Source organism: Pedobacter sp., from assembly GCF_965227205.1.
Lineage (GTDB): Bacteria > Bacteroidota > Bacteroidia > Sphingobacteriales > Sphingobacteriaceae > Pedobacter.
On sequence record NZ_OZ245727.1, the window covers coordinates 654,231 to 677,826 of the forward strand.

Here is a 23,596-nt window from a genome sequence, read left to right on the forward strand (position 1 = left end):
AGTACTTGTATAAAAGTAAGTACAAATATAACTTTGTATCTATATAAAAAAGAATAAAAATTATGAAAATAACACTTATAGGTTCTTTAGGGAACATTACAAAACCTTTAGCAAAAATCTTGATTGAAAAAGGACATCAGATTACAGTAATAAGTAGTAATAATGCAAGGGAAGAGGAGATAAAAGCACTTGGCGCAAAACCAGCGATAGGGAAATTGGAGGATACCGAATTTTTAACTTCAGCATTTACAGGTGCTGATGCAGTTTACACAATGGTTCCGCCAGATTTTTCAGCATCAAATTTTAGATCATACATTGCATCAACAGGTAAAAGTATTGCCGAAGCAATTAAAAAATCTCAGGTTAAAAAAGTTGTAAACTTAAGTAGCATTGGTGCCGATTTACGTAACGGAACCGGACCTATAGCAGGTTTATACGATGTTGAGCATACTTTTGAACAGCTTGATGCTGATGTAAAACACTTAAGGGCGGCATATTTTTACATCAACTTTTTAGCGAATATTGATATGATAAAGCATGTTGGTATTTTAGGTTCAAACTTTAGTGCAGAAACGAAAATGGTTTTAGTTCATCCTATAGATATTGCTGCTGCAGCTGCTGATGAACTGGAAAGTGATTTTTCTGGTAAATCTGTTAGGTATGTAGCCAGTAGCGATAATCAGGTTGCTGGTGATGTAGCCAAATACATCGGCGAAGCCATAAATAACCCAAGCTTACCATGGATAGAATTTACAGATGAACAAGCGTTGCAGGGAATGATAGATGCAGGTTTGCCTGAAGAAATTGCGAAAAATTATGTTGAAATGGGAACGGCCATGAGAAGCGGAAAAATTTTCGAAGATTATTTCAAGAATAAACCATCAGTTTTAGGTAATGTTAAATTGGTAGATTTTGCAAAAGATTTTGCGTTAGCATATAATAACTAAGTAATTGAAAGCTGTTTTGTATGGCTTAACCATTCAAAACAGCTTGTTGGTGTATTTTAATGAAAATTCTACAGTAATTGGTTCGCTTTTATGCCAAAATAACAGGACATCTATTTGGGAATAGATTTTGATATATTACTGCTATGGAAGATAAAAAAATAAATAAAAACATAGAATTTACCGATATTCCAGAAGGCACAAGTACAGATATTTACGCTAATTTAAAAGAGAAATTAGAAAGCGTTCAGCAGTTTCCTGGTGTATATTGTTTTAAATTCATCCTCACAGGTGGTTTAGATAAAGTAGATGATTTACGCAAGATTTTGCCAGATGAGGAGTTTATAGAACAAGCTTCTAAAACTGGCAAATATGTATCCATAACAATCAATAAAAAGGTGGAAAACGCTGATGAGGTGATTGCAATTTATAAACAGACCGCAGAAATAAAAGGAATAATGACACTATAATAGTTTAAAAAATCAATATTTCTACCTCGAAACAATGAATTTTTTAACAGAATTATATTGCCCTGAATCTGATGAAATTTTAAAGAAATAAATGCCAGGCGTAAAGGTTGTGGTATTTATTTCTAATGTATGTTTGCCTGTATTAAAGTATTCATTAACTACCGTTTTTGCTAATCTGCCCATGATATCATAAATCTGCACATTTATCTTATCAGGTTCTGGTAAAACAATATCAATAAAAGTTTGGGTAGAAGCAGGGTTTGGGTAGTTCTGCGTAACTACAAACTTTAAAAACCTATCAAAAATAGCTTTGTTAATTGCATCAAAAATTACAAAGCTTATTAATCTGTAGCCTCTTGCATTTGGGTGAAAAGGATCCTGGTAAAGCGAAAAATCTCTTCTCATCGCAGCATTAACATCCGCAAGGTATATTTTGTACTCTGCCGCAAGTCTTCTGTAAGCAGCATTAATATTTCTAATATTTGTATTAATTGGTATATATTCTCTTGTGGTGCGGTCATCAACAAATTGCAGCGTACAGATAATTGGTACTAGTCTTTGCTTTAGGCTGGTTGTTATCAGCAATCGCATATTTTCTGTGGTTTCTGCAACACTACCAACACCACGAGTCATTGCAATTGCATCATTTATGCCCATGTTTAGTACGATAAAGCCTGTTCTGTTTGCAATGGCATTATCAATCCTCAATAAACCTTGCCTGGTGGTTTGCCCGCCAATACCATGGTTGGTAATGTTTATCGTTTTTCCTGTATAACAATTAGCAAAGTTAGATTCGAGTAAAGATTGAAATCCTAAACCTCTAACGCCTTCAACGGTACTGGCTCCAAAGGTTACGATATTAATACTGTCTTTAGAATAGTATTGGGCTGCCTCCGGGCAACTTACACCAACATTAGTTTGTGCAGAAACACAAACGGGGGTAAAAAAAGAAAATAGAAGCAAAGCATAAGTTATAATTGCGCCTAATTTCATTGATAATATTCTGTGGAGATTTTAATAAAATTTTATGAGGCGCAATCTACCAAAAAGCTAAGAAATATTCTATTAGTATTTCATATTTGACTTTTCGGTTTCAATTGGGAAGCAATTATTTAGCACAACCCACTTTTGTCGTTCCTGATTTTTGTAAGAAATTGTGTCTACAACATTAACGGTGTATACCTTTCCTTTGTTTTGAACAAGAAACCAGTTGAAACCATTTTTACTAAACTTATCAAGTAAATTGCCACTGATTACAGTGTATTCTTTTTGTTTTTGCTTTCCGTAACTTCCTGATTGATAGGTTATTTGTGCGGAAGCTAACTTCGAAATAAATAAAATTGAGAAAAATAAGAAAATCTTTTTCATAGCAAAAAAATATCAAATCCAGGCTTATTTTATTAAGCAGTTTAATTTTAATTGGTTAATAAAATGTTTTTCGGGACGATGTTTTGTACTACTAAAATTGTTACAAATAATTGCAGCCATAGGGTAACCACAATTGGTTACAAAAGTAATTTAATCAAGCAAAATGTGGAATATTTTGTATCTTTTAGTTTACAAACCTTTTGATATTTGTCAAATTTTGAATTGAAACAAGCTACTATTACTTATGTTGCATAAATCCTATATTTGTCGAAATTCATTTTGTTATGCAAGAAATTAAAAATTATGTAGAAGCAAACAAGCAACGTTTTCTAGACGAGTTGTTTGAATTACTACGTTTTCCATCAGTTAGTGCCGACCCAAAATACAAAGGTGATGTGTTAAAAACGGCCGATTATGTAGCTCAAAAATTAAAGGATGCAGGTGCAGATAATGTAGAGATTTGTGAAACAGCCGGCTATCCAATCGTTTACGGAGAGAAACTAATCGATCCTTCTTTACCAACGGTATTGGTTTATGGTCATTATGATGTTCAACCTGCAGACCCATTAGAATTATGGCATACACCACCTTTTGAGCCAACGGTTCGCGATGGAAAAATTTATGCCCGTGGTGCTTGCGATGATAAAGGCCAGTTTTACATGCATGTAAAAGCGTTTGAGTTAATGATGCAAACCAACACTTTGGCTTGTAACGTTAAGTTTATGATAGAAGGTGAAGAAGAGGTAGGTTCGGCAAATCTTGGCATTTTTGTTAAAGCAAATGCAGAGCGTTTAAAGGCAGATGTTGTTTTAATTTCCGATACTTCGATGATTAGCATGGAACATCCATCTATCGAAACCGGCTTACGTGGTTTAGCATATATGGAAGTTGAAGTTGTTGGGCCAAACCGCGATTTACACTCTGGTGTTTATGGTGGTGCGGTAGCAAACCCTGCAACAATTCTTTGCAAAATGATTGCTTCGTTACACGATGAAAATAACCACATCACTATTCCTGCTTTCTACGATAAAGTTATTGAATTAACCGATGAAGAGAAAAAAGCTTTAAATTCTGCTCCTTACGATGAGGAAGAATATAAAAAAGACCTTAACATAGAGGAAGTTTGGGGAGAAAAAGGTTATTCTACTTTAGAGCGCACAGGTACTCGTCCAACTTTAGAAGTAAACGGAATCTGGAGTGGTTACATTGGCGAAGGTGCTAAAACCGTATTGCCGAGCAAAGCAAATGCGAAAATTTCTATGCGTTTGGTTCCAAATCAAAGTTCAGAAGAAATTTCGGAGATTTTTGCTAAGCATTTTGAAAGCATTGCGCCTAAAAATGTAAAGGTAAAAGTTACCCCTCATCACGGTGGCGAGCCGGTTGTAACGCCAACAGATAGCATAGCCTATCGCGCTGCAGAAAAAGCAATTGAAGACAGCTTTGGTAAAACTGCAATTCCAACTCGTGGTGGTGGTTCTATTCCAATTGTTGCCTTATTCGAAGATGTTTTAGGTATTAAATCTGTGCTTTTTGGTTTTGGTTTAGATAGCGATGCACTGCACTCGCCAAACGAAAAATACGATATCTACAATTATTATAAAGGCATTGAAACTTTGCCATTGTTCCACAAATATTTTGCTGAATTAAGTAAGTAACCCCCATCCGCCTATCGGCACCTTCCCCCTGAAAAGGGAAGGGTTGCAGGATGCAGAACCCTACGTTTCTTTTTATGACAAGTCGTCGATAGCCAGTTAATCCCTGTTTATTTTTTAATAGACAGGGATTTTTTTTGGAAATGAATGTTCAGTTTTTCATTGGCGCTGCAGTCCTGCTATACATTTCAATCTTTTTGTTACTGTCAGTTTGAGCTTGTCGAAGACCTGCAACAAAAAGTATTTCTATTGCTATCAGGTTTATAATTTGCGGTAAAATTTTCATAGTAAAAGGAGCCACCAATCCGCCTAAGGCACCAATATCGAAGATAAATCGGTACTAAAGCAATCTGAAGGAGAATGAAAGCACGGTGTGTAATGCACCCTGCTATCCCCCATTGGAGGAGCCTGTCCCGAGACTTCGGGAGGCACGGCTAGGATTTTTAAACTTTGAGGGGAAACTCCCCTCCTAATTTAGGAGGGGTGGGGGTGGTTTTATTAATTTTTGTTCTTTTTCCCATTATTGGTTTGTTTCGGCTCGCCGCCAAATGACTATTTTCTTTTGGCTTAGCCCAAAAGAAACAAAAACCCAAGGCTTGGAAGTGTTGTTGGATAAATTCGTTAAAACATTTAAAGCGGCAACACAAGCTGCGATGAAGAATCGCAGAGTGTGCGCTGCCTTGTGCTGTGGTAGATGAAAAATTGTTCAAATGTTTTAGCTTTTTCTCCTTCCAACACTTCCTAGGCCGGATTGCAGGGTGGTCATAGCGAGTCGTCATCACGACTTTGGTCGATAGATTTTATAATCACGCTTGTCCTCTTTGGAGGGGGCAGGGGAGGATTTTTAAACTTTGAGGGAAACACCCCTCCTAATTTAGGAGGGGTGGGGGTGGTTAAAACATCCATAGCTAAACAAACCCAGCCACTTAAACCCGACCTGAATGTAAAATCCTTTACCGATTTTTTCAATCGGGAAAGATTTGAAATGGGGGCGGGACTGAATTGAGCGATTAGCACTGCAATTGCTTTTCAAAAAAAGAAAAATCACTTTTGGCTAATTTTTTTTTAAATTGTGCTCATGAAATACATAATCCCATCTCTTTTACTTTTTGTAGCAAGCACTTCTTTTGCGCAAAGTACTAAATCGATTAAGCAATCGGGAAACCCAATTTTTGAAGGTTGGTATGCAGATCCTGAGGCGGCTATTTTTAATAATAAGTATTGGGTTTATCCAACTTATTCTGCAAAGTATAAAGAACAGGTTTTTCTGGATGCTTTTTCATCAACAGATTTGGTAACATGGAAAAAACATCCTAAAGTTTTAGATACAGCTGCGGTTAAATGGGCAAATAAAGCCATGTGGGCGCCAGCAATTGTAGAGAAAGATAAGAAGTATTATTTATTCTTTGGTGCTAACGACATTCAAAGTGATAATGAGGTTGGTGGAATTGGTGTAGCTGTGGCCGATAAACCTGAAGGACCATATAAAGACCATTTAGGCAAGCCATTGGTTGATAAATTTCACAACGGGGCGCAACCAATTGACCAATTTGTTTTTAAAGATAAAGACGGACAGTATTACCTGATTTACGGGGGATGGAAACATTGTAACATTGCAAAACTAAATAAAGATTTCACTGGCTTTTTGCCATTTGATGATGGAACAATTTTTAAAGAAATAACGCCAGACAAATACGTTGAAGGACCATATATGTTTATCAGAAATGGTAAATACTACTTTATGTGGAGCGAAGGCGGCTGGACCGGTCCGGATTATTGTGTAGCTTATGCAGTTAGCGATTCGCCATTTGGCCCTTTTAAAAGAGTTGGTAAAATTTTAGAGCAAGATGCTGCAATTGCAAGAGGAGCAGGGCATCATTCTGTAATCATTAATGAGAAAAAGAATTCTTATCACATCGTTTATCACCGTCGCCCGCTAACGGAAACTAATGGAAACCATCGTGTTACCTGTATTGATGAAATGAAATTTGATGCAGATGGAAATATCCTTCCTGTAAAAATTACCAATGAAGGTGTAAAAGCTCAAAAGGTTAAATAAATATTTTAAAGTCAGTTTTTAGCTTGTTTAGAAACTGACTTTAATTGCTTTCAGCTAAACTATTTGCCTGTTTTTTATCTAACAAGCTAAAGCCGTATGCACAAATCAAAAGGATACACGCCAAGCCGAACCAAAGCCAATTATAACCTAAGTGCTTTGCAATAAAAAATCCAGCCATTGGACCAACTACCTGGGCACAACTCCAGCTCAATGTATAACCTGCAGCATATAAGCCTCTGTTATGCTCATTACTTCTGCTAATAACCACCGTATTAATAAAAGGTAGCACAAACATTTCGCCAATGGTAAAAGTTACGATGGTTAGTATAGCTGTAAATACATGAAAAGTAATCGGCGCACTAAGAAGTAAATAGGAAACGGCAAAGAAAACGGAACCGATAATTATAAAAAACATTGGCGACTTTTTCTTTTCGATTTTATTAATCATAATCATTTCGAACAGGGCTATTATCGACCCGTTTATACCAATGATTATTCCGATGGCAAATTCGTCGATGTGCCACTGCTCCTTAAAAAATACCGGAACAACCCTAAACATCAGGAAAGCACATGTAATAAAAAGTGTGGTTAACAGGATAAAACGAACATAAAAGGCATCTTGCCAGGGTTTTAAAATAACCATGTTGCTGCGGTTTTCTTTCGCTTTTTTTATAAAATCTTTAACCTGAGGCAATAGAAATAAAATGGCTAAACCTACTAAAATACTCACACCACCTTCTACAATAAACAATAGCTTGTAATTTATCGAAGCAATTATCCCTGCCATGCTTATCCCTGCAGACCAGCCAATGTTAACTGCAAGTCGGTTTAACGAATATGAACGCGTTATTGTGCCTTCTTTTGCATAATGCGCAACCGCAGTAAAATTCGCCGGACGAAAAGCCTCGGAGAAAAAACTGATTACGACTGCTAAAATACAGAGTGTAGAAAAATGGGTTATGGTCGAAAATAGTATGAATAACAATCCGCCGATAATTGATGAAAGTATTTGAACAGGTCTGAAACCAATAATATCGGTTAGTTTACCACCAGTTGCGGAACCCAAAATAGAACCAACTCCAAAGAGCGTAATAATTAAACCAGCATCAATTTCTGAACGGTGCAAACTCTGTGTTACGTACAAACCCATAAATGGAACAGCCATACTACCGCATCTATTAAACATCATTACAATGCTTAGCAGCCAGGTTTCTTTACTTAGTCCGCTGAATGATGATTTGTATGTATTTAAAATGAGTTTGAACATGGTGCGTTTTCGAGTGCAAAAGTAGTGAAATGGGTTGTGATAAGTGATGAGAGAAATTAAATAGTGAGGGAAATTCGGAGAGTTTTTCGAAATATAAATTACAAGTAAGTTTGAACGGTTTTAATGGGTTGTCATGCTGAGCCTGTCGAAGCACTTTCCGAATCACGTTCTACAATTCCGTCATTGAGAGGCTGATTTTTCATCAGCCGTGGCAATCTCCTTAGCTATCCGTAACATACCCTGCTCACGGTCTTTTCTCAGCTCACCGTCGCCGGATGGCTCTTTCTTTTGGCTTAGCCCAAAAGAAACAAACCTGAGCGCAGCGAAAGCATGACCACCTGTAAAAACAAATGAAAAAAAGGACATAAACCCAAGGCTTGCATCTTTTCTTTATTTCAGCTATCGAAATTTTAATAGCGATGATATGAGGCCTTCCATTTCACAAATCCCCATTGGCTGCATATTCAATGCCGAACTCTTCGAAAATCTGCTATGCCGGATAGCATGGTGGCCATAGCGAGTTGTCATCTCAATCCTAGCGGAGAGATTTTCGAAATATAAATTACAAGTAAGTTTGAACGGTTTTAATGGGCTGTCATGCTGAGCCCGTCGAAGCACAATCTTTTCTTAAATGGTATTAAATGCCTTATATGGTAAATTTTATCACTCACATTACATCGCCACTCTCCGTCATTCTGAACTTGTTTCAGAATCTCCCTACCACATTCCAGGATTCATGTTCTTACCATCTTGCATATTCCTTCGAAAAAAGGTTCTTGTTTTCGAATAAGGACCAATGAAGAATCCTATAAAGTGCAAAGGAATAGGCAAACAGGGGTAGACTTAAGGTAGACTAAAGGCGGTCTTGAGGTAGACCGGAGGTAGAGTTGTAAAACTTATTTTTGGGAAAACGCTATAGAATTTATCATCCCTATTGAATAAACTAAAATACAAATTTTACAGCAATAAGTAAAGGAATGATGGAGCTTTTCGGAAACCCTGAGAAATTACTTTAAGTTCAATAATGGCTGCTAAGGGATTGCAAATCCGTATTTATTGTAAAATACGAAATGCTGATTGCTAACCTTCCAAACAGCAAAATTTGTTAAATGAAGTTAAATTGTTTGTAATGGCTAGTGATATCTTTAAATTCAGACATGAACGCTCTTTCGAAGAATCTTTCCGTTTTACTTATACTTCTTTCTCCGTTTTTTTGTTGTGGACAAGCCTTAAGCGAACTGCAAGCTTGGCTAACAGATAATACGACAAAAATCAATTCCGCTGATACCCTGGGTTTTCAGCTTAATAAAGAATTTTTTAATCAGAAAACGATAATTGCTTTGGGCGAACCCACTCATGGTACATCTGAGGCACAAATCAGCAGACATAAACTCCTCGAATTTTTGGTGCAAAATTGCAATGTTAAGTTTTTAGCACTCGAAGCGGTATCAAATTGCGAAGCCGTTAATGAATTTCTACTTAATGGCAAAGGAACTGCTAAGGCAGCATGCAAAGCACTGGATATGTGGATGTATGATACCGCGGAAACCGAAAAACTAATGCTTTGGATTAGAAACTACAACCTGCTGAGAAAGGCAAATGAAAGAATTAGATTTTATGGAATCGATTATGCATTGCAGAAAATCAATGAGCATTTTTTATCTGATTCTTTGGTTGCTAATGGCATTATATCCAAAAGTTTAATAAGCAGAATAGTCAGTGCTGATTCTAAAACTTTTAATAATAAAAATGCTTCGGTAGAAGAATTAACGGTTTACAAAAACGAATTAAAATCCCTTGCTGATAGTATTAATTTGCAAAAAAGTTTGATAGTGAAAAAGGTATCAGCTGCTTATTTTTTCTATGCTATTTACCTTTGCAAAACACTTGAACAAACCATACAGGCTAAGATATTGGGTAACAAATTACCAATTGCCTACCGCGATAGTTGCATGGCAGAAAATGTTCACTTCATATCAGCTACCAACAATAATGCGAAGATTTTCGTGGGCGGACATAATGCTCACATAAGGAAAATCGATAAGGCAACGATGGGCTTTTTCTTAAAAAAGATTTTTGGCGCTGGTTTTTATACTATCGGAATTTTTGCAGGTGAAGCTACTTTTAGAGCCTTCGTTTTTAATAAGCAAAACTCCATATATGACCTCAAACTAAACCAAAGTAAAGATTTGCAAAGGTATTCACTCGGACATGAGTTGAAACCCACAAGTTTTGGTTCATTTTATATTGACTTTAAGTCTTGCAATAAAAATTTAATCTATAAACAACTCTTCGAAAAATCAAAGTTTAATCTCTATGCAGGGTGGTTGTATGATCCTGAAAATCCAAAGAAGTATTTTTTATGGGATTCTTTAACAAAAAATTATGACGCAGTAATCTATTTTAATGAAACCTTTGGGACGGTTGCGATAAAATAAGCTTATACCTTAATGGTTCTACAGTTTTTATAAATTTTGATTTTTAGGAGTTATTGTTGTGCTAACAACAAATTCAAAATTCCATGGATTTCGTGTTTCCGTGTCTAAATATTATTTATTGATTTGACATGAACGATAAGCGTTGGTTGATTTTTTTAATTTCCCCGCATTTTTCCTCAACTTAGCGGTATCAAATAATTATGCCGCCAGAAAAAAGAATACCGACTATCAGAAAACCTTCAACCCGAAAGCCTGTAAATCGCAAAAAGAAATCTAAACCGTTTCCAACACAATGGAAGGTGGCTATTGCAGGTTTGCTTTTGATATTATTATCTCCTTTTTATTATGGTTATGTGGTAAGTGCTTTTGTTTCAACCTGGCGATGGATAACGGATATTGGCGAAGACCCGAACTATAGAACTTACAAAAGCTTTGACATTAAAATACCGAAAAAATATTCCATACACGGGATAGATGTTTCTTATTATCAGGGAAAAATTGATTGGGAAAAGGTTAAGAAGATGAAGGAAGATGAAGTGAATGTCAGCTTTGCTTTTATAAAAGCTACAGAAGGTATTTTATTAGTAGACCCTTATTTTCAAAGGAACTGGCGTGAAGCGCCAAAGGCGGGGATACTTTGCGGTGCTTATCATTTTTTCCGCCCCAAACGTGATGGCAAAACGCAAGCTAAATTTTTTCTTCAGGTGGTTAAAATAGAAAAAGGAGATTTGCCTCCGGTAGTCGATATTGAAACTTTAGATGGTGTTTCTCCACTTAAAATGAGAGCGGAACTTTCTGATTTTCTCAACTATGTGGAAATGAAAACTAAAGTCAGGCCAATTATTTATACGGGTTTAAAGTTTTATGAAGATTATTTGATTGAAAAGTTTGATGAATACCCGCTTTGGATTGCACACTATTATCAGCCCAAATTGAGATTAGATAAAAACCGCTGGAAATTCTGGCAACATTCTGATAAAGCTAAAATCAATGGTATTGGTCATGTTGTTGATTTTAATGCTTTTAATGGAGATAGTACAGCGTTGGCCCAGATGGTAGTGAAGTAAATGTATGCCACGTGTTTTTTCCACTTCGCTAGCTTGCCTCGACTCACCGCCGTCGAGTGGCTCTAAACTTTTTCTTGATAAAAAGTTTAACAAAAATCAAGGCTTGGATCTGATGTCGGATAAAAGGGATAAAGTTTCTTTTCGGCATCACAAGCTGCGATGAAAAATCGCAGAGTGTGCGATGCCTTGAGCTGTGGTTTTATGAAAGTTTTTGCAAAAACTTTAGCCTTTTCTCTTTCCATCATCTCCTATGCCGGATAGCATGGCGGTGTAGCGGGGCACGATTGATAACTAATCAACCAATGAACTAATTAACCAATGAACCAATCAACTAAATCGTCCAACTCTCGCATTTCTCTAAGAAAAATTCGTCAGCTTCTGCCCCAATTCCAGGTGTTTCGGGTACATCTAAGAAGTAGCCATTGTAGGTTAAGCCACCGACAGCAGGGTCAACTAAATGGCCTAGTAAGGCGGTATCTAAGTCAAAAAACACCACATTCGGACTAGCCAAAGCGAAATGAAGATTTGCACTTAAAGCAATACGGCTTTCGAGCATACTGCCAATCATACATTTAACTCCGGTTTGCAAGGCTTCTTCGTGTATTTTTTGAGCACCTAATATTCCTCCCGATTTCGAAAACTTGATGTTTAAATAGCTTGTAGATTGGCTGTTGATGAGTTTTCTCGCATCGTGATAATTATAACAACTTTCATCAGCCATTAATTTTACAGGAGAGTTTATGTTGAGTTCAGGTAATTTATCATCATACCAGGTTCTCATAGGTTGTTCGCAAAATTCGATGTTGTATTGAGCAAGTTCGCCTAAGGCAAATAAAGCTTCATCGAAAGTCCAACCTTGGTTTGCATCCAAACGCAAAGTAATATCTTCTCCAACCGCTTCCCGAATCTGTTTAACACGTTCTATATCATCGTTAACTTTCTTTCCTAGCTTGATTTTTAAAATGGTACAGCCCTGTTCTTTGTACTTAACAGCAGTTTTTGCCATTCCTTCTGGTGTGTCAATACCAATAGTCATATCGGTTTCTATTGTACGTTTGGTTCCGCCTAGAAATTTATATAAAGGTAGATTAGCATGTTTGGCAGCTATATCGAACAATGCCATATCAAAAGCACTTTTAATGGTACTGTTGTGGTCGGCATAACCCAATAAATCGTTCATCCTCTCTGGTATTTCCAGCGGATTTTTATCTTTCAATATCGCTGCAAAATCCTTCGCCATTGCAATACAGGTTTCCTGCGTTTCGCCAACAATCATCGGGAAGGCAGAGCATTCTCCAATACCATGAATTCCGCTGTCCGTGTAAATTCTAATCAAAACATTCTGGGCAAAGTGCATGGTTCCGGTTGCAATTACAAATGGTTCCATCGGGATGCTAAAACGATATATTTCGGTATGTGTGATTTTCATAGTGTTGTTTTTCTAATTTAACCTTTAGGTTATTTAAAGTTTTTTTAGTCCTAGCCGGACAGGCTTCTTACTTTTTGGCAACAAAAAGTAACAAAAATTGCCGGCTGAAAATTTTTGTTTTAAAGGTAGTAATTTGGCATTGACAATGCATCCCCAAAAATTTGTTAGGCCGGATTAAATACTAACGGGGATTCACTACTTTGGCTTAGTTGGGTGGAAATTTAATCTTTACAAAAAGGATGCAGATTTCCAGCTAGATACGATAATGTGTCCAACTCAATTCGGTACGCATTGCGTACCAAATTGGAAATGCGGAGTAAAAGGCCCTCATGTTATTCAGATTTCTATCATCAAAACCCTTTCCAAACTCCAAAGTTAATTGCGTTGATAGATTTTTTAGAGTAGCTTTTCCATAGTCTGCTCTTAACTTTCCTTTTTGCTCATCTTCAATAATGAGTTTTCCAATTTGCCAATATGATTCCAATAATGCTGAATTTGCAGCACGAAATACTTTTAAACGAGATTGATTGATAATCTCTTTAATGGCATTGAATAAGTCGTTATTGGATACTTCCATTAATCAATAGATTTCCAACTAAAGTATAAAAACAAAAACTAAAACAAAACAGCTTTGTAGATATTTAATAGCTTTACGTTTTCAATCTTATATCTCACAATCCATGTCGAACATACATTCCGAGCCAAATAATTTAATCAACGCTTCATCGCCATATCTATTGCAACATGCTTATAATCCTGTACATTGGTACGAATGGGGTAACGAAGCATTAGAGAAAGCAAAAGCTGAAAATAAACTGATTTTGGTGAGTATTGGCTATTCGGCTTGCCATTGGTGCCATGTAATGGAACGCGAAAGTTTTGAGAACCATGAGGTTGCAGAGGTGATGAATCAGCATTTTATCTGCATAAAGGTGGATAGAGAGGAGCGCCCGGATATCGACCAGATTTATATGTATGCCATACAATTAATGACGGGTAGTGGCGGCTGGCCTTTAAATTGTATTTGCCTGCCAGACCAACGTCCAATTTACGGTGGAACTTATTTCAGAAAAAACGACTGGATAAATATCTTGGAAAATGTTGCAGGTTTATGGGCGAATGATCCTGATAAAGCCAATCAATATGCAGAGCGATTAACTTCCGGCATCCGCGATAGCGAGAAAATAATTCCGGTAGTTTTAGATGGAAGTTATACAGATGAACATTTAACAGAAATCATCGAGCCATGGAAAAGACATTTTGATATTGCATTCGGAGGTTACAATCGTGCGCCAAAATTTCCTTTGCCAAATAACTGGGCTTTCATTTTAAGATATGGCTTTTTAAAAGATGATGAATCTGTTTTTACAGCGGTTTGCCATACTTTAGAAGAAATGAGCAGGGGTGGTATTTACGACCAGATTGGTGGTGGTTTTGCCCGATACTCTGTTGATGATAAGTGGCATGTGCCACATTTCGAGAAGATGCTTTACGATAACGCACAACTAATCAGTTTATATGCCGAGGCTTATCAATGCACAAAATTCGAATCTTTTAAAAAAACTGGCGTTGAAAGTATAAACTGGGTTTTTAATGAAATGACATCTCCCGAAGGTTTATTTTATTCGGCTTTAGATGCCGATAGCGAAGGCATTGAGGGTAAATTTTATGTATGGGATAAAACAGAATTTGATAATCTGCTCGGTGATGATGCTCTATTAATTGGTGAATATTACAACGTTACTTCAGAGGGAAATTGGGAAGAAGAACAAACCAATATTTTAAGAAAAACTGTAAGCGATGATGATATTCTGACGAAATTCAATATTGATGCAGAAACGCTTTATGCTAAAGTAGAATCGGCAAAGGTGAAATTACTGAATGTCAGAAATCAACGGATTAGACCTGGTTTAGATGATAAATGTTTAACCGCCTGGAACGGTATGATGATTAAATCGCTTGCCGATGCTGCACAAATTTTCAATCACGATTTATATTTCAAAAAAGCTGCTGTTACAGCTAATTTTATACTCTCTAACCTTAAGCCCGAAAACGGAGGCTTGTTCCGTAATTATAAAAACGGAAAAGCATCCATCACTGCGTTTTTAGATGATTATGCATTTTTTATTGAAGCCTTAATTGCACTTTATGAGTATGATTTTAATGAGCAGTGGTTAAACGAAGCAAAGCATTTAACCGATTATGTAATTGCTAATTTTACCGATGCCGAAACACCAATGTTCTTTTATACATCGGCAGAGGCTGAATATTTAATTGCACGTAAGCATGAAGTTATGGATAACGTAATTCCGGCTTCGAACTCTGCAATGAGCCAGAATTTGAAAAAGTTAGGATTGCTTTTCGATAATGAAACATACACCGAAAAGGCTAACGAAATGCTTGCAGGCGTACAGCCGAAAATTAAAAGTTATGGTTCTGCTTATTCAAACTGGGCCATTCAACTTTTAAACGAAGTTTATGGCATAAATGAAATTGCAATAACAGGTGTTGAAGCGGAAGCTGTTAAATTGGAATTGAGTAATCACTATATTCCAAATAAAATTGTGTTGGGTGGGGTAGGAAGTAATTTGCCATTACTTAAAGGCAAAGAAAGTAACGATACCAAAATTTACGTTTGCAGAAATAAGGTTTGTCAGTTGCCTGTTAAAACGGTTGAAGAGGCATTGTTGAATATAAAATAAGCTTGAACAAAAGCTATAATTTACTTAAACTTTATAGTTTTTTAACCTGACTATTTTAAATTGCAACTATCTATTTAATTAATGCCTTATGAAAAAACATTTTATTGCAATGGTTATTGCCTTGCTACCTTTTTGCGCTGTAAAAAGCCAGATTAATCCAACAATTAAAGCAGGAGTTACTTTTCCTTCAATTTCAAGTAGCCAATTTCAAGATTTACAAGATGGGCCTGGTGCAGTAGATTACAACATGTCTACCTCTTTCTATGTTGGCGGAACGGTTGATTTCCCCCTTTCTAAAGCCTTTTACTTACAAACCGGAGCAATGGTTATCGGTAAAGGCGGTCAGAATGAATTCTACGGAAATAAAAGCAAAATCAAGACTTTTTATGTTGAGGTTCCGGTAAATTTCCTGCACAAATTCCCTGTAGGTGCTCATAAAATATTATTAGGCGCAGGACCATATTTCGCAGTCGCTTTTGATGGAAGTACAAAATTAACCACCAGCACCGAGCAGGAATATAATGTAGATATGAGATTCGGTAACGACTATAAACGTGCCGATTTTGGACTAAATTTCGTTACTGGAGTAGAGTTTGCAAAACACTTAACACTTAATGTTGGGTATGGTGTAGGTTTAATGAATATCAGGGTCTTAGCTTCTGATTATATTACCGACAGAAATAACGTTTTATCAGCTGGTTTAGGTTACAGATTTTAATAAGTTTAGCCTTATTTCAACTCATTACGAAACACCGGATTCATTTATTTACATTCTCTCTGAACAAATAAGCTTACTTTTTTGTTAGCTTAATAATTAACTTATCTTTGCCTCGCAATATTTAAAAGCGATAAAAGAAAAATAGATATTGCCTAAATAATTATGCCAGTTGCCGGTTAAAACTGTTGAGGAAGCATTAGCGTATTTACATTAAAAAAAATTGAATGAATATTTCACCAAACTCAGTAGTGTCGTTAACTTACGAATTGCATACTACTAACGAAGAAGGACAACAAGTTTTTGTAGAAAAAGCTGACGAACAAAACCCTTTAGTATTTTTATATGGCGTTGGCATGATGTTGCCAAAGTTTGAAGAGCATTTAACTGGTTTAAAAACTGGCGATGAATATAGCTTTGAATTATCTGCAGCTGATGGTTACGGAGAATTAGATCCGGGTGCTTTTGCTGATTTACCAAAAGCAATGTTTACTGAAGCTGGTGGCGAAGTGCCAAATGTTGGTGATGTAATTCCTTTACAAGATAACAATGGCAACCAATTCAGAGCTGGTGTAACTGCTGTTCACGAAGAAACTGTTGCGGTAGATTTAAACCACCCAATGGCTGGTAAAAACTTAATGTTTGCAGGTACTATTTTAAGCGTTCGCGAAGCTACGCAAGATGAGTTGGCTCATGGTCATGCTCACGGTGCTGATGGTCATTCAGGTCACTAAGAAAAATATAAATTAAAATAATACAGGCTTCGGGTTTTAACCTGAAGCCTTTTTTTGTGTAAACTTTAAAATGTAACTTTAGGGTATTGTTGTTATCAACAATTAAATCTCTAACTAAATGTTAAATTAATCGATATGAAAACTATACTCTTTTCACTTTTTGCTTTTGTATTTTCTTACAGTTTGCAAGCACAAACGGGTTTAAAAGTAGGTGATAAAGCACCAGAATTTATTGCTAAAAATAGCGAAGGTAAAGAAGTTAACCTCAAGCAGTTGTTAAAGGAAAATAAAAGTGTTTTATTGTTTTTCTATCGTGGGCAATGGTGTCCATATTGTAATAAACACATTAAAGATTTACAAGATTCGCTAACCAGCCTAAGCAGTAAAGGCGCTTATGTTCTTGGTGTTACACCAGAAAGCGATGAATCAATTGCCAAAACAAAAGGAAAAACGAAGGCTTCCTTTTCGCTAATATCTGATAAAGGTTATAAAATTATGAAAGCCTATAAGGTTGATTTTGTAATGGAAGAAAGCCTTGTATCAAAGTATAAAGGTTATGGTATTGACGTAGCCAAAAATAATGGAGCACTAGATGCTGTTTTACCAGTTCCGGCAACTTATGTAATTGGCAAAAACGGTAAAATAAAATTCGTTCAATTCGATAAGGATTATAAAAAAAGAGCATCTGTAAAAGAATTGGCGGCTACTCTTTAAAAATCTAATTTTAACCTTAAACCACCGTTAGTAAGGTTCAGATTATCTTTCGAGAAAGTTTTCATTGGTACACGTAAAAATGGTTCGACAGCGAAATTCTTTTTACCGTAGATTTTTTGTTTATAGCCTAACGAGAAATTGTAAAAACCAATGTATTTATCGGCTGCGGTTGTAGCTTCTGCCTGTGGTTCTGAAACACGCTCGGTAACCAATAACATTTGCTGCTCTGCATATCCGTTAGCTGAATTAGCTACTGTTCTATTCTGAGCACTACTTACCAAATAGTTATTATCTTGATGATTGTTTAAAACAGCAAGTGCAGAAACACCAACGCCAGTATAAAACTTTTTACTAATGCTATATTTTAATTCTATCGGGATATTTATACCACGAACATTAGCATTAACAGATTCGAGACTTTTAGACGTATTTACAGTTGCTGTTCCTTTGCCACTCATAACCGGACTTGCATCAGCATCTAAGCTCATGTTATTATTACCAGATGATGGGTTACTTGTGCTGCTTAATGCGGTATAAGCAATGCCCGAACTGATGGAAATTTTATCGGCCACATTGTACGAAAGTGAGAAACCATAATTCATATTCACTTTATTATCATTTCCCATTGCTGGCGCAACATAAACTCCTGGTTCCCATTTGCTATTACCCTTTGCTTTATCGGTTTTTTGCTGATTACTTGCATAACTATCGCGAGCAAGAATATCTTCAAAGGTTAGCTTGGTTTGAGCAGGTTTTTTCTTTTCAATTATCAGTTCTGCTTTTTTGTTGTTGTAATTCGCAATGCTGAAATTTTTAGTTCCAGGCTTTAAAAGCAGATTTTCATTTTGCTTAACAATTGTTGCTAAATCTGTCTGAGCGTTATTTTCCTGATTAGCAATCACATTGTTTTGGCTGTAAACTTCAGTTTTTACATCTCTGACAGCAGGTTGAGTTACCACATTTTTGTTTAAATTTTCAACAGTTTCTGATGTCTTTTTAGGTTTTGGAGCATTAACTGCTAAATCTTTTTGAGTATTAGGATTTGTATGTGATGGCGTAACTGTATCAATAACCGATTCCTTTTTAGGTGTCGGTTTTTTATTAGCTAATTGATTTACAATTTTAGAGTTATTATTTAAGAAGAATAGCCCTCCAAAAATTAAGATTACAGCGGCAGCCGACCATAGCGGCCATAGAACAAAACCTCTGCGTTTTTTTTCTTGCTGCGCAGAGAAACGCTCCCAAGATCCGGGAGTGTATGCCTCTTCGTGTGCAGTAAGGCTATCTTTTATATGTTCAATTAATTCCTTATCCATTTCTCTCATACGAATTAACCAATGTGTTTTTATATAACACACGCAGCTTGTTTTTTGCCCTTGTTAAGTAAACCCTGCTCGAACTTTCAGGAATACTCATCATTTTCGAAATCTCATCATGTGCAAAGCCTTCAATTTCGTATAAATTGAAAACAAGTCTGTGTGTATCGGGTAATTCATTCAATAATTTTAATATATCCTGCACATGTAAATCAGAAGTAACAGAAACCTGATTTGAAGGGTGTTCATCTTCTGTTAAATCATCAATGTAACTTTGATTCTTTGCCGTTCTGAGTTTATCTATCGCAGTTCTTGATGCTATTCTGGCCAGCCAACCTTTAAAAGATTTCTGAAGTTCGGCTTTATTATTTGGGGCTTGAAAGCTATTAATGTTCTTGAAAACTTTTATAAAGCAATCATTTACAAGCTCTTCGCCATCGTAACTATTTTTAACATAACGTAAAATAATACCCATTAAGTAGCCATAAAATGATTTATACATCATTTCTTTACAGGCATTGTCGTCCTTTTTGCAGCCTTTTATAATTTCCTCAACGTCGAGTATTTTTTTTATCAACCTTTTAAGAACTTAATAGATTAGTTTTAATTGTAACTGCTAATTTAAAGAAAATAACATCACCCAAAATTATGGATGATGTTAATTTTCCTTTCATATGTAGGTGTTATTTGTTACTTAATATTGCCAAATTAAATTTAGTGCTATCGGTTTTGCTTTTTAAACCTTTTGCCCAAAGCGTATATATTTTTCCTTTTTCAATTTTAGTTGCAGGTAGTGTTGCAGTTACATTTGCACCTTCTTTAATTTGGAAAGTATAATTATCTGATGGGTCTATTGATATAAAAGCGGTTGATTCTTTGTAAGCTTTTGCCGTAAATAAGGCAGCATCTTTACCTTGAATGGCTAAATCTAAAGCTGGCGCATCCGGACTTAAATTTATAAAACGAACTTTCGCCTTGTCTGCTTCCGGTGCTTTTAAGTCATCTTCAAAAACCAAAATTTTCGGTGCCGGTAAAACATCTACAACAAATGCAGAGTAAAATACACCTGGTTTTAAGGTTACATCAAGTGTAGAAAGATATTTTAAAGTGTCTTTCTTTGCAATTCCAAATAAACGAGTTCCAGGGTAAGCGCCATAATAGCCTAAATCTTTTCCAAAAGTAAAATCAACATTGTTAGCTCTTTGGCCTCCAACAATAAAATCTAAGGCACCAGTTCCCGGTGATGCATGCACGAAGCCAATACCCGATACAGTAATCGAATCAGAATTTTCCCAATCTTTTTTACAGGCTGAAAAAAATAAAGTAACGGCAAGAAGAGAGAGTATAATTTTTGTAGTTGTGCTAAAGTTTTTCAGAGTAGTTTTCATTTTAATGTTCTAAATCAATTTTTTAATAAAATTGGTTAATGGCCATTAACACTTTTTCTGATAAAACGAAGTGAGTTAAAGAAACGCTACAGCGACTTAAAAATTTATTTGTCTGTTATCAAAATTAACCTCGCAACTGTAAATCAATTTACTTTTAACATATTTACCATTACGTTTGGCTGGTGTAAATAGAAAATCTTCTGGACGCAATCTACTGAGCTTTATAGTTTCTGTATTATTATACATTGCAGACTCTACTTTTATTTCGTATTTGAGAAGTGTACCGTTTTCATCAAGGCTGAAAATATAATCTATTTTTGCTTTACCAGTTGCATTTCTAAATTCGTATGGGCGATTAAACATCCCAAATAAAAAATTCATCGCATATGTGACTCCGCCTATTTTTGCTGGTTTAACAACTTTATCACCTATTTCTAGTGAGTCAAAGGAAATCGTGATTCTTTCATTTTCTAAATTGTACTCTAACTTTTTAGTTGTGTAATTGTAAATCTGCTCTAGCGTATCTTTACGATTAAAAAATCTCCATCTTCCATAACGTTCTCCATCTTTGTAATAGCCTGTTGCAACTAAAATTCTTCCTGATTTTATCTCAGATTCGCCATTTTTAATATAACGTTTAGATTTTAGTTCTGTAGAATGTTCAATCATTCCACCACGAATAATTTTATAATGTGTATGTGTAGAATCACTTTTTTGGGCAAATGCGGAAAAGCCAATAATTGGTAATAGGAGGAGCGTGAGCGTTTTCATAATTTGAAAATATTATATAAAAGATTAGTCAGATATTCAATAACCGATTCTTGCCATAACTTTTAAAATCATTTGACTATCCACAGCATTACCATTTACAATTGCGGGAGAAAATTCGAAATCTTTATATCGATGGGCCTGGTCTACAATCTCATAAGTTTTGCTCTTGTTTTCCGATTTATAGTCTACTACAAGCTTGGTTATTTTTCCCAGCTTATTGATGTTTAAAAAGAAGGTTACTTTATAGTCGGTATTCTTTTGAAACAGTTCTTCAGGTACTCTTGCCGTTGAAGTTAGATACCAGTACAAATTATTCATTGTACCAATTTTTACCGGGTATAATACTTTATCGCCTTGATTTAATGAATCTATATTATAATTGATTGTTGTGTCAGGAACATTATATTCAACTTTTTTTGAGTTGTAATTATAAACTTGAGAAAGGCTATCTCTATTGAAAAAACGCCATCTACCAACTCTTTCATTGTCTTTATATAAACCTGTCGCAACAAGTTTCTTGTGGAAAAAAACTTCAGCTGAACCATTTTTAATGTGAGGCTTTGATTTTAATTCGGTGCTTTCTTCTATCAAATCATAACCAATTGCGCTTTTTCTAATACGTGTCGAATCGCTTTTCTGGGCAAATGCCGAAAAGCAAAGTAAAGATAAAAGGAGTGAGGCGAGCGTTTTCATAAGATGGATTAGTCTTATAAAGAAAAAGAGTTTTGATGTGATATCAAAACTCTTTTAAAAAATATTTAAACTTAAATACTAAGAATACATTTCCTCGCGAAGTTTAGCAACTTCAGCACTGTTAATGTATTCATCGTAAGTCATTAACTTATCAATAGTACCTTTTGGTGTAATTTCGATAATACGGTTTGCAACCGTTTCCGTTAACTGGTGATCTCGTGAGGTAAATAAAACAGCACCTTTAAAATCTTTCATACCGTTGTTTAACGCTTCAATTGATTCTAAGTCCAAGTGATTGGTTGGCTCATCAAACATCAACAAATTGGCTTGTTGTAACATCATTCTCGAGAACATACAACGCATTTTCTCACCTCCTGAAAGTACTTTTACATTTTTCAAAACTTCCTCACCAGAGAATAACATACGACCTAAAAAGCTACGTACAAATTGCTCATCGGCATCCGTTCCAGAATATTCGCGTAACCAATCAACCAGGTTTTCATCCTTACCAGCAAAATATTCAGAGTTATCATTCGGAATATCAGCTGTGCTAATGGTAACGCCCCATTTGAATTCGCCCTTATCAGCAGGCGTTCTGCCCGTTAAAACATCGTAAAATGCTGCGGTAGCCAAACTGTTTTGAGATAAGATTGCAATTTTATCGCCCTTGTTTACCATAAAAGTAACTTTGTCGAACAATACGCCATCATTACCTGATTTGCCCAAAGCGTCAACCTGTAAAATCTGGTCACCCGCTTCTCTACCTGTATTGTTAAAAATAATAGCTGGATATTTACGGCTCGATGCTTTAATCTCAGTTATATCAATTTTATCTAATGCCTTTTTACGAGAAGTAGCTTGCTTTGATTTCGATGCATTCGCACTAAACCTGCGGATAAATTCCTGTAGCTCTTTCACCTTATCTTCCATTTTCTTGTTCTGGTCGCTACGTTGTTTTAACGCCAGCTGACTAGACTCATACCAGAAAGTATAGTTACCCGTGTAAGTACTCATTTTTGCGAAATCAATGTCCACAATGTGCGTACAAACGGCATCTAAAAAGTGCCTATCGTGAGAAACTACCAATACAATGTTCTGGTAATCAGCCAGGAAATTCTCTAACCAGGCAATCGTTTCAATGTCCAAATCGTTGGTTGGCTCATCCAGTAATAAAATATCAGGATTACCAAAAAGCGCTTGGGCCAGTAACACACGTACTTTTTGTGTATTATCTAGCTCTTTTAACAATTTAGTATGGTTATCTTCAGTTATGCCTAAGTTACTTAGCATGGTTGCTGCATTGCTTTCCATGTTCCAGCCATCCATTTCAGCGAAGATGTTTTCCAATTCTCCGGCACGTTCGCCATCTTTTTCGGTAAAATCTTCTTTCATGTAAATGGCATCTTTCTCTTTCATGATGGCATAAAGTTCTTTATGACCAATCATTACGGTTTCTAATACCGAAAACTCATCAAATTCGTAGTGGTTTTGCTTTAAAACCGCCATTCTTTCTCCTGGAGTGAAGGCTACGCTACCCGAAGTCTGGCTTACTTCGCCCGATAAAATTTTCAGGAAAGTAGATTTACCTGCTCCGTTAGCACCAATTACACCATAGCAATTGCCTTGGGTAAACTTAATGTTAACGTCTTCAAATAATGTGCGTTTGCCGTATCTTAACGATAAATTAGAAACTGAAATCATATTAAATAGAAATAAGCCGCAAAGATAGGGAAAAAGGTTGAGGGTAGAAAGGTAGAAGGCAAAAGGTGTAGGATTAATAATTTGAAAATGATTGGTTCTGTTTATGTGGCAATTGTAGTCCCGCTTTCACTTCAATCTTTTTGTTATTGTCAGTCTGAGCTTGTCGAA

The 23,596-nt window shown here is 35.9% G+C and carries 22 protein-coding genes; 10 read left to right on the top strand and 12 right to left on the bottom strand.

Annotated features, from left to right (window positions below; genetic code table 11):
- Positions 1-62: 62 nt before the first annotated feature.
- Both ACO05K_RS02615 and ACO05K_RS02620 read left to right on the top strand, forming a co-directional pair.
- Complete coding sequence (locus ACO05K_RS02615) at positions 63-947, top strand: NAD(P)H-binding protein (RefSeq protein WP_421942910.1); 885 nt, start codon at positions 63-65, stop codon at positions 945-947.
- 143 nt (positions 948-1,090) lie between these two features.
- Positions 1,091-1,414: a DUF493 domain-containing protein gene (locus ACO05K_RS02620; protein WP_421942911.1), complete on the top strand. Its 324-nt coding sequence runs from the start codon at positions 1,091-1,093 to the stop codon at positions 1,412-1,414.
- Positions 1,415-1,435: 21 nt separating this feature from the next.
- Here ACO05K_RS02620 and ACO05K_RS02625 read toward each other — a convergent pair whose 3' ends face one another.
- Positions 1,436-2,407, bottom strand: coding sequence for a GDSL-type esterase/lipase family protein (locus tag ACO05K_RS02625; RefSeq protein WP_421942912.1), 972 nt, complete (start codon positions 2,405-2,407; stop codon positions 1,436-1,438).
- Between the two features lie 72 nt (positions 2,408-2,479).
- On the bottom strand, positions 2,480-2,782 hold the full coding sequence (locus tag ACO05K_RS02630; protein WP_421942913.1) for a hypothetical protein: 303 nt from the start codon (positions 2,780-2,782) through the stop codon (positions 2,480-2,482).
- 284 nt (positions 2,783-3,066) lie between these two features.
- On the opposite strand from ACO05K_RS02630, the gene ACO05K_RS02635 reads away from it, so the two are divergent.
- The gene (locus ACO05K_RS02635; protein ID WP_421942914.1) at positions 3,067-4,437 is read left to right on the top strand and encodes a dipeptidase; all 1,371 of its coding nucleotides are present in this window, start codon (positions 3,067-3,069) and stop codon (positions 4,435-4,437) included.
- Between the two features lie 440 nt (positions 4,438-4,877).
- Here ACO05K_RS02635 and ACO05K_RS02640 read toward each other — a convergent pair whose 3' ends face one another.
- Positions 4,878-5,144, bottom strand: a complete 267-nt coding sequence (locus tag ACO05K_RS02640; RefSeq protein WP_421942915.1) for a hypothetical protein — start codon at positions 5,142-5,144, stop codon at positions 4,878-4,880.
- A 368-nt stretch (positions 5,145-5,512) separates the two neighbouring features.
- Between ACO05K_RS02640 and ACO05K_RS02645 the strand changes: the two genes are divergently transcribed.
- Complete coding sequence (locus ACO05K_RS02645) at positions 5,513-6,493, top strand: glycoside hydrolase family 43 protein (RefSeq protein WP_421942916.1); 981 nt, start codon at positions 5,513-5,515, stop codon at positions 6,491-6,493.
- 40 nt (positions 6,494-6,533) lie between these two features.
- On the opposite strand, the gene ACO05K_RS02650 is transcribed toward ACO05K_RS02645, so the two are convergent.
- Positions 6,534-7,760: an MFS transporter gene (locus ACO05K_RS02650; protein WP_421942917.1), complete on the bottom strand. Its 1,227-nt coding sequence runs from the start codon at positions 7,758-7,760 to the stop codon at positions 6,534-6,536.
- A 1,157-nt stretch (positions 7,761-8,917) separates the two neighbouring features.
- On the opposite strand from ACO05K_RS02650, the gene ACO05K_RS02655 reads away from it, so the two are divergent.
- Both ACO05K_RS02655 and ACO05K_RS02660 read left to right on the top strand, forming a co-directional pair.
- The gene (locus tag ACO05K_RS02655; protein WP_421942918.1) at positions 8,918-10,198 is read left to right on the top strand and encodes an erythromycin esterase family protein; all 1,281 of its coding nucleotides are present in this window, start codon (positions 8,918-8,920) and stop codon (positions 10,196-10,198) included.
- Positions 10,199-10,398: 200 nt separating this feature from the next.
- Positions 10,399-11,265, top strand: coding sequence for a glycoside hydrolase family 25 protein (locus tag ACO05K_RS02660; protein WP_421942919.1), 867 nt, complete (start codon positions 10,399-10,401; stop codon positions 11,263-11,265).
- A gap of 331 nt (positions 11,266-11,596) precedes the next feature.
- Here the strand turns inward: ACO05K_RS02660 and ACO05K_RS02665 are convergent, their stop codons facing one another.
- A complete protein-coding gene (locus tag ACO05K_RS02665) occupies positions 11,597-12,694 on the bottom strand; it encodes a mandelate racemase/muconate lactonizing enzyme family protein (protein WP_421942920.1) in 1,098 nt (365 codons plus the stop codon).
- 253 nt (positions 12,695-12,947) lie between these two features.
- Positions 12,948-13,271 (bottom strand): DUF1016 N-terminal domain-containing protein, encoded by a 324-nt coding sequence (locus ACO05K_RS02670; RefSeq protein ID WP_421942921.1) that lies wholly within the window; start codon positions 13,269-13,271, stop codon positions 12,948-12,950.
- Positions 13,272-13,374: 103 nt separating this feature from the next.
- Between ACO05K_RS02670 and ACO05K_RS02675 the strand changes: the two genes are divergently transcribed.
- The 4 genes from ACO05K_RS02675 (at position 13,375) to ACO05K_RS02690 (ending at position 17,559) form a co-directional block, all read left to right on the top strand.
- A complete protein-coding gene (locus ACO05K_RS02675; protein ID WP_421942922.1) occupies positions 13,375-15,396 on the top strand; it encodes a thioredoxin domain-containing protein in 2,022 nt (673 codons plus the stop codon).
- Positions 15,397-15,484: 88 nt separating this feature from the next.
- The gene (locus ACO05K_RS02680; protein WP_421942923.1) at positions 15,485-16,114 is read left to right on the top strand and encodes a porin family protein; all 630 of its coding nucleotides are present in this window, start codon (positions 15,485-15,487) and stop codon (positions 16,112-16,114) included.
- A 224-nt stretch (positions 16,115-16,338) separates the two neighbouring features.
- A complete protein-coding gene (locus ACO05K_RS02685) occupies positions 16,339-16,845 on the top strand; it encodes an FKBP-type peptidyl-prolyl cis-trans isomerase (protein ID WP_421942924.1) in 507 nt (168 codons plus the stop codon).
- A gap of 135 nt (positions 16,846-16,980) precedes the next feature.
- Positions 16,981-17,559, top strand: coding sequence for a peroxiredoxin family protein (locus ACO05K_RS02690; RefSeq protein ID WP_421942925.1), 579 nt, complete (start codon positions 16,981-16,983; stop codon positions 17,557-17,559).
- On the opposite strand, the gene ACO05K_RS02695 is transcribed toward ACO05K_RS02690, so the two are convergent.
- The 6 genes from ACO05K_RS02695 to ACO05K_RS02720 form a co-directional block, all read right to left on the bottom strand.
- Positions 17,556-18,875 carry a hypothetical protein gene (locus ACO05K_RS02695; protein WP_421942926.1) on the bottom strand — a complete coding sequence of 440 codons (1,320 nt, stop codon included), beginning with the start codon at positions 18,873-18,875 and terminating at the stop codon, positions 17,556-17,558. The genes ACO05K_RS02690 and ACO05K_RS02695 overlap by 4 nt on opposite strands.
- A complete protein-coding gene (locus ACO05K_RS02700; RefSeq protein WP_421942927.1) occupies positions 18,868-19,452 on the bottom strand; it encodes an RNA polymerase sigma factor in 585 nt (194 codons plus the stop codon). The genes ACO05K_RS02695 and ACO05K_RS02700 overlap by 8 nt, the downstream gene beginning before the upstream one ends.
- Positions 19,453-19,558: 106 nt before the next feature.
- The gene (locus ACO05K_RS02705) at positions 19,559-20,263 is read right to left on the bottom strand and encodes a DUF4397 domain-containing protein (RefSeq protein WP_421942928.1); all 705 of its coding nucleotides are present in this window, start codon (positions 20,261-20,263) and stop codon (positions 19,559-19,561) included.
- 96 nt (positions 20,264-20,359) lie between these two features.
- Positions 20,360-21,034 (bottom strand): hypothetical protein, encoded by a 675-nt coding sequence (locus tag ACO05K_RS02710; protein ID WP_421942929.1) that lies wholly within the window; start codon positions 21,032-21,034, stop codon positions 20,360-20,362.
- 36 nt (positions 21,035-21,070) lie between these two features.
- Positions 21,071-21,727, bottom strand: a complete 657-nt coding sequence (locus ACO05K_RS02715) for a hypothetical protein (RefSeq protein WP_421942930.1) — start codon at positions 21,725-21,727, stop codon at positions 21,071-21,073.
- Between the two features lie 78 nt (positions 21,728-21,805).
- Positions 21,806-23,428: an ABC-F family ATP-binding cassette domain-containing protein gene (locus ACO05K_RS02720; protein ID WP_421942931.1), complete on the bottom strand. Its 1,623-nt coding sequence runs from the start codon at positions 23,426-23,428 to the stop codon at positions 21,806-21,808.
- Positions 23,429-23,596: the final 168 nt, after the last annotated feature.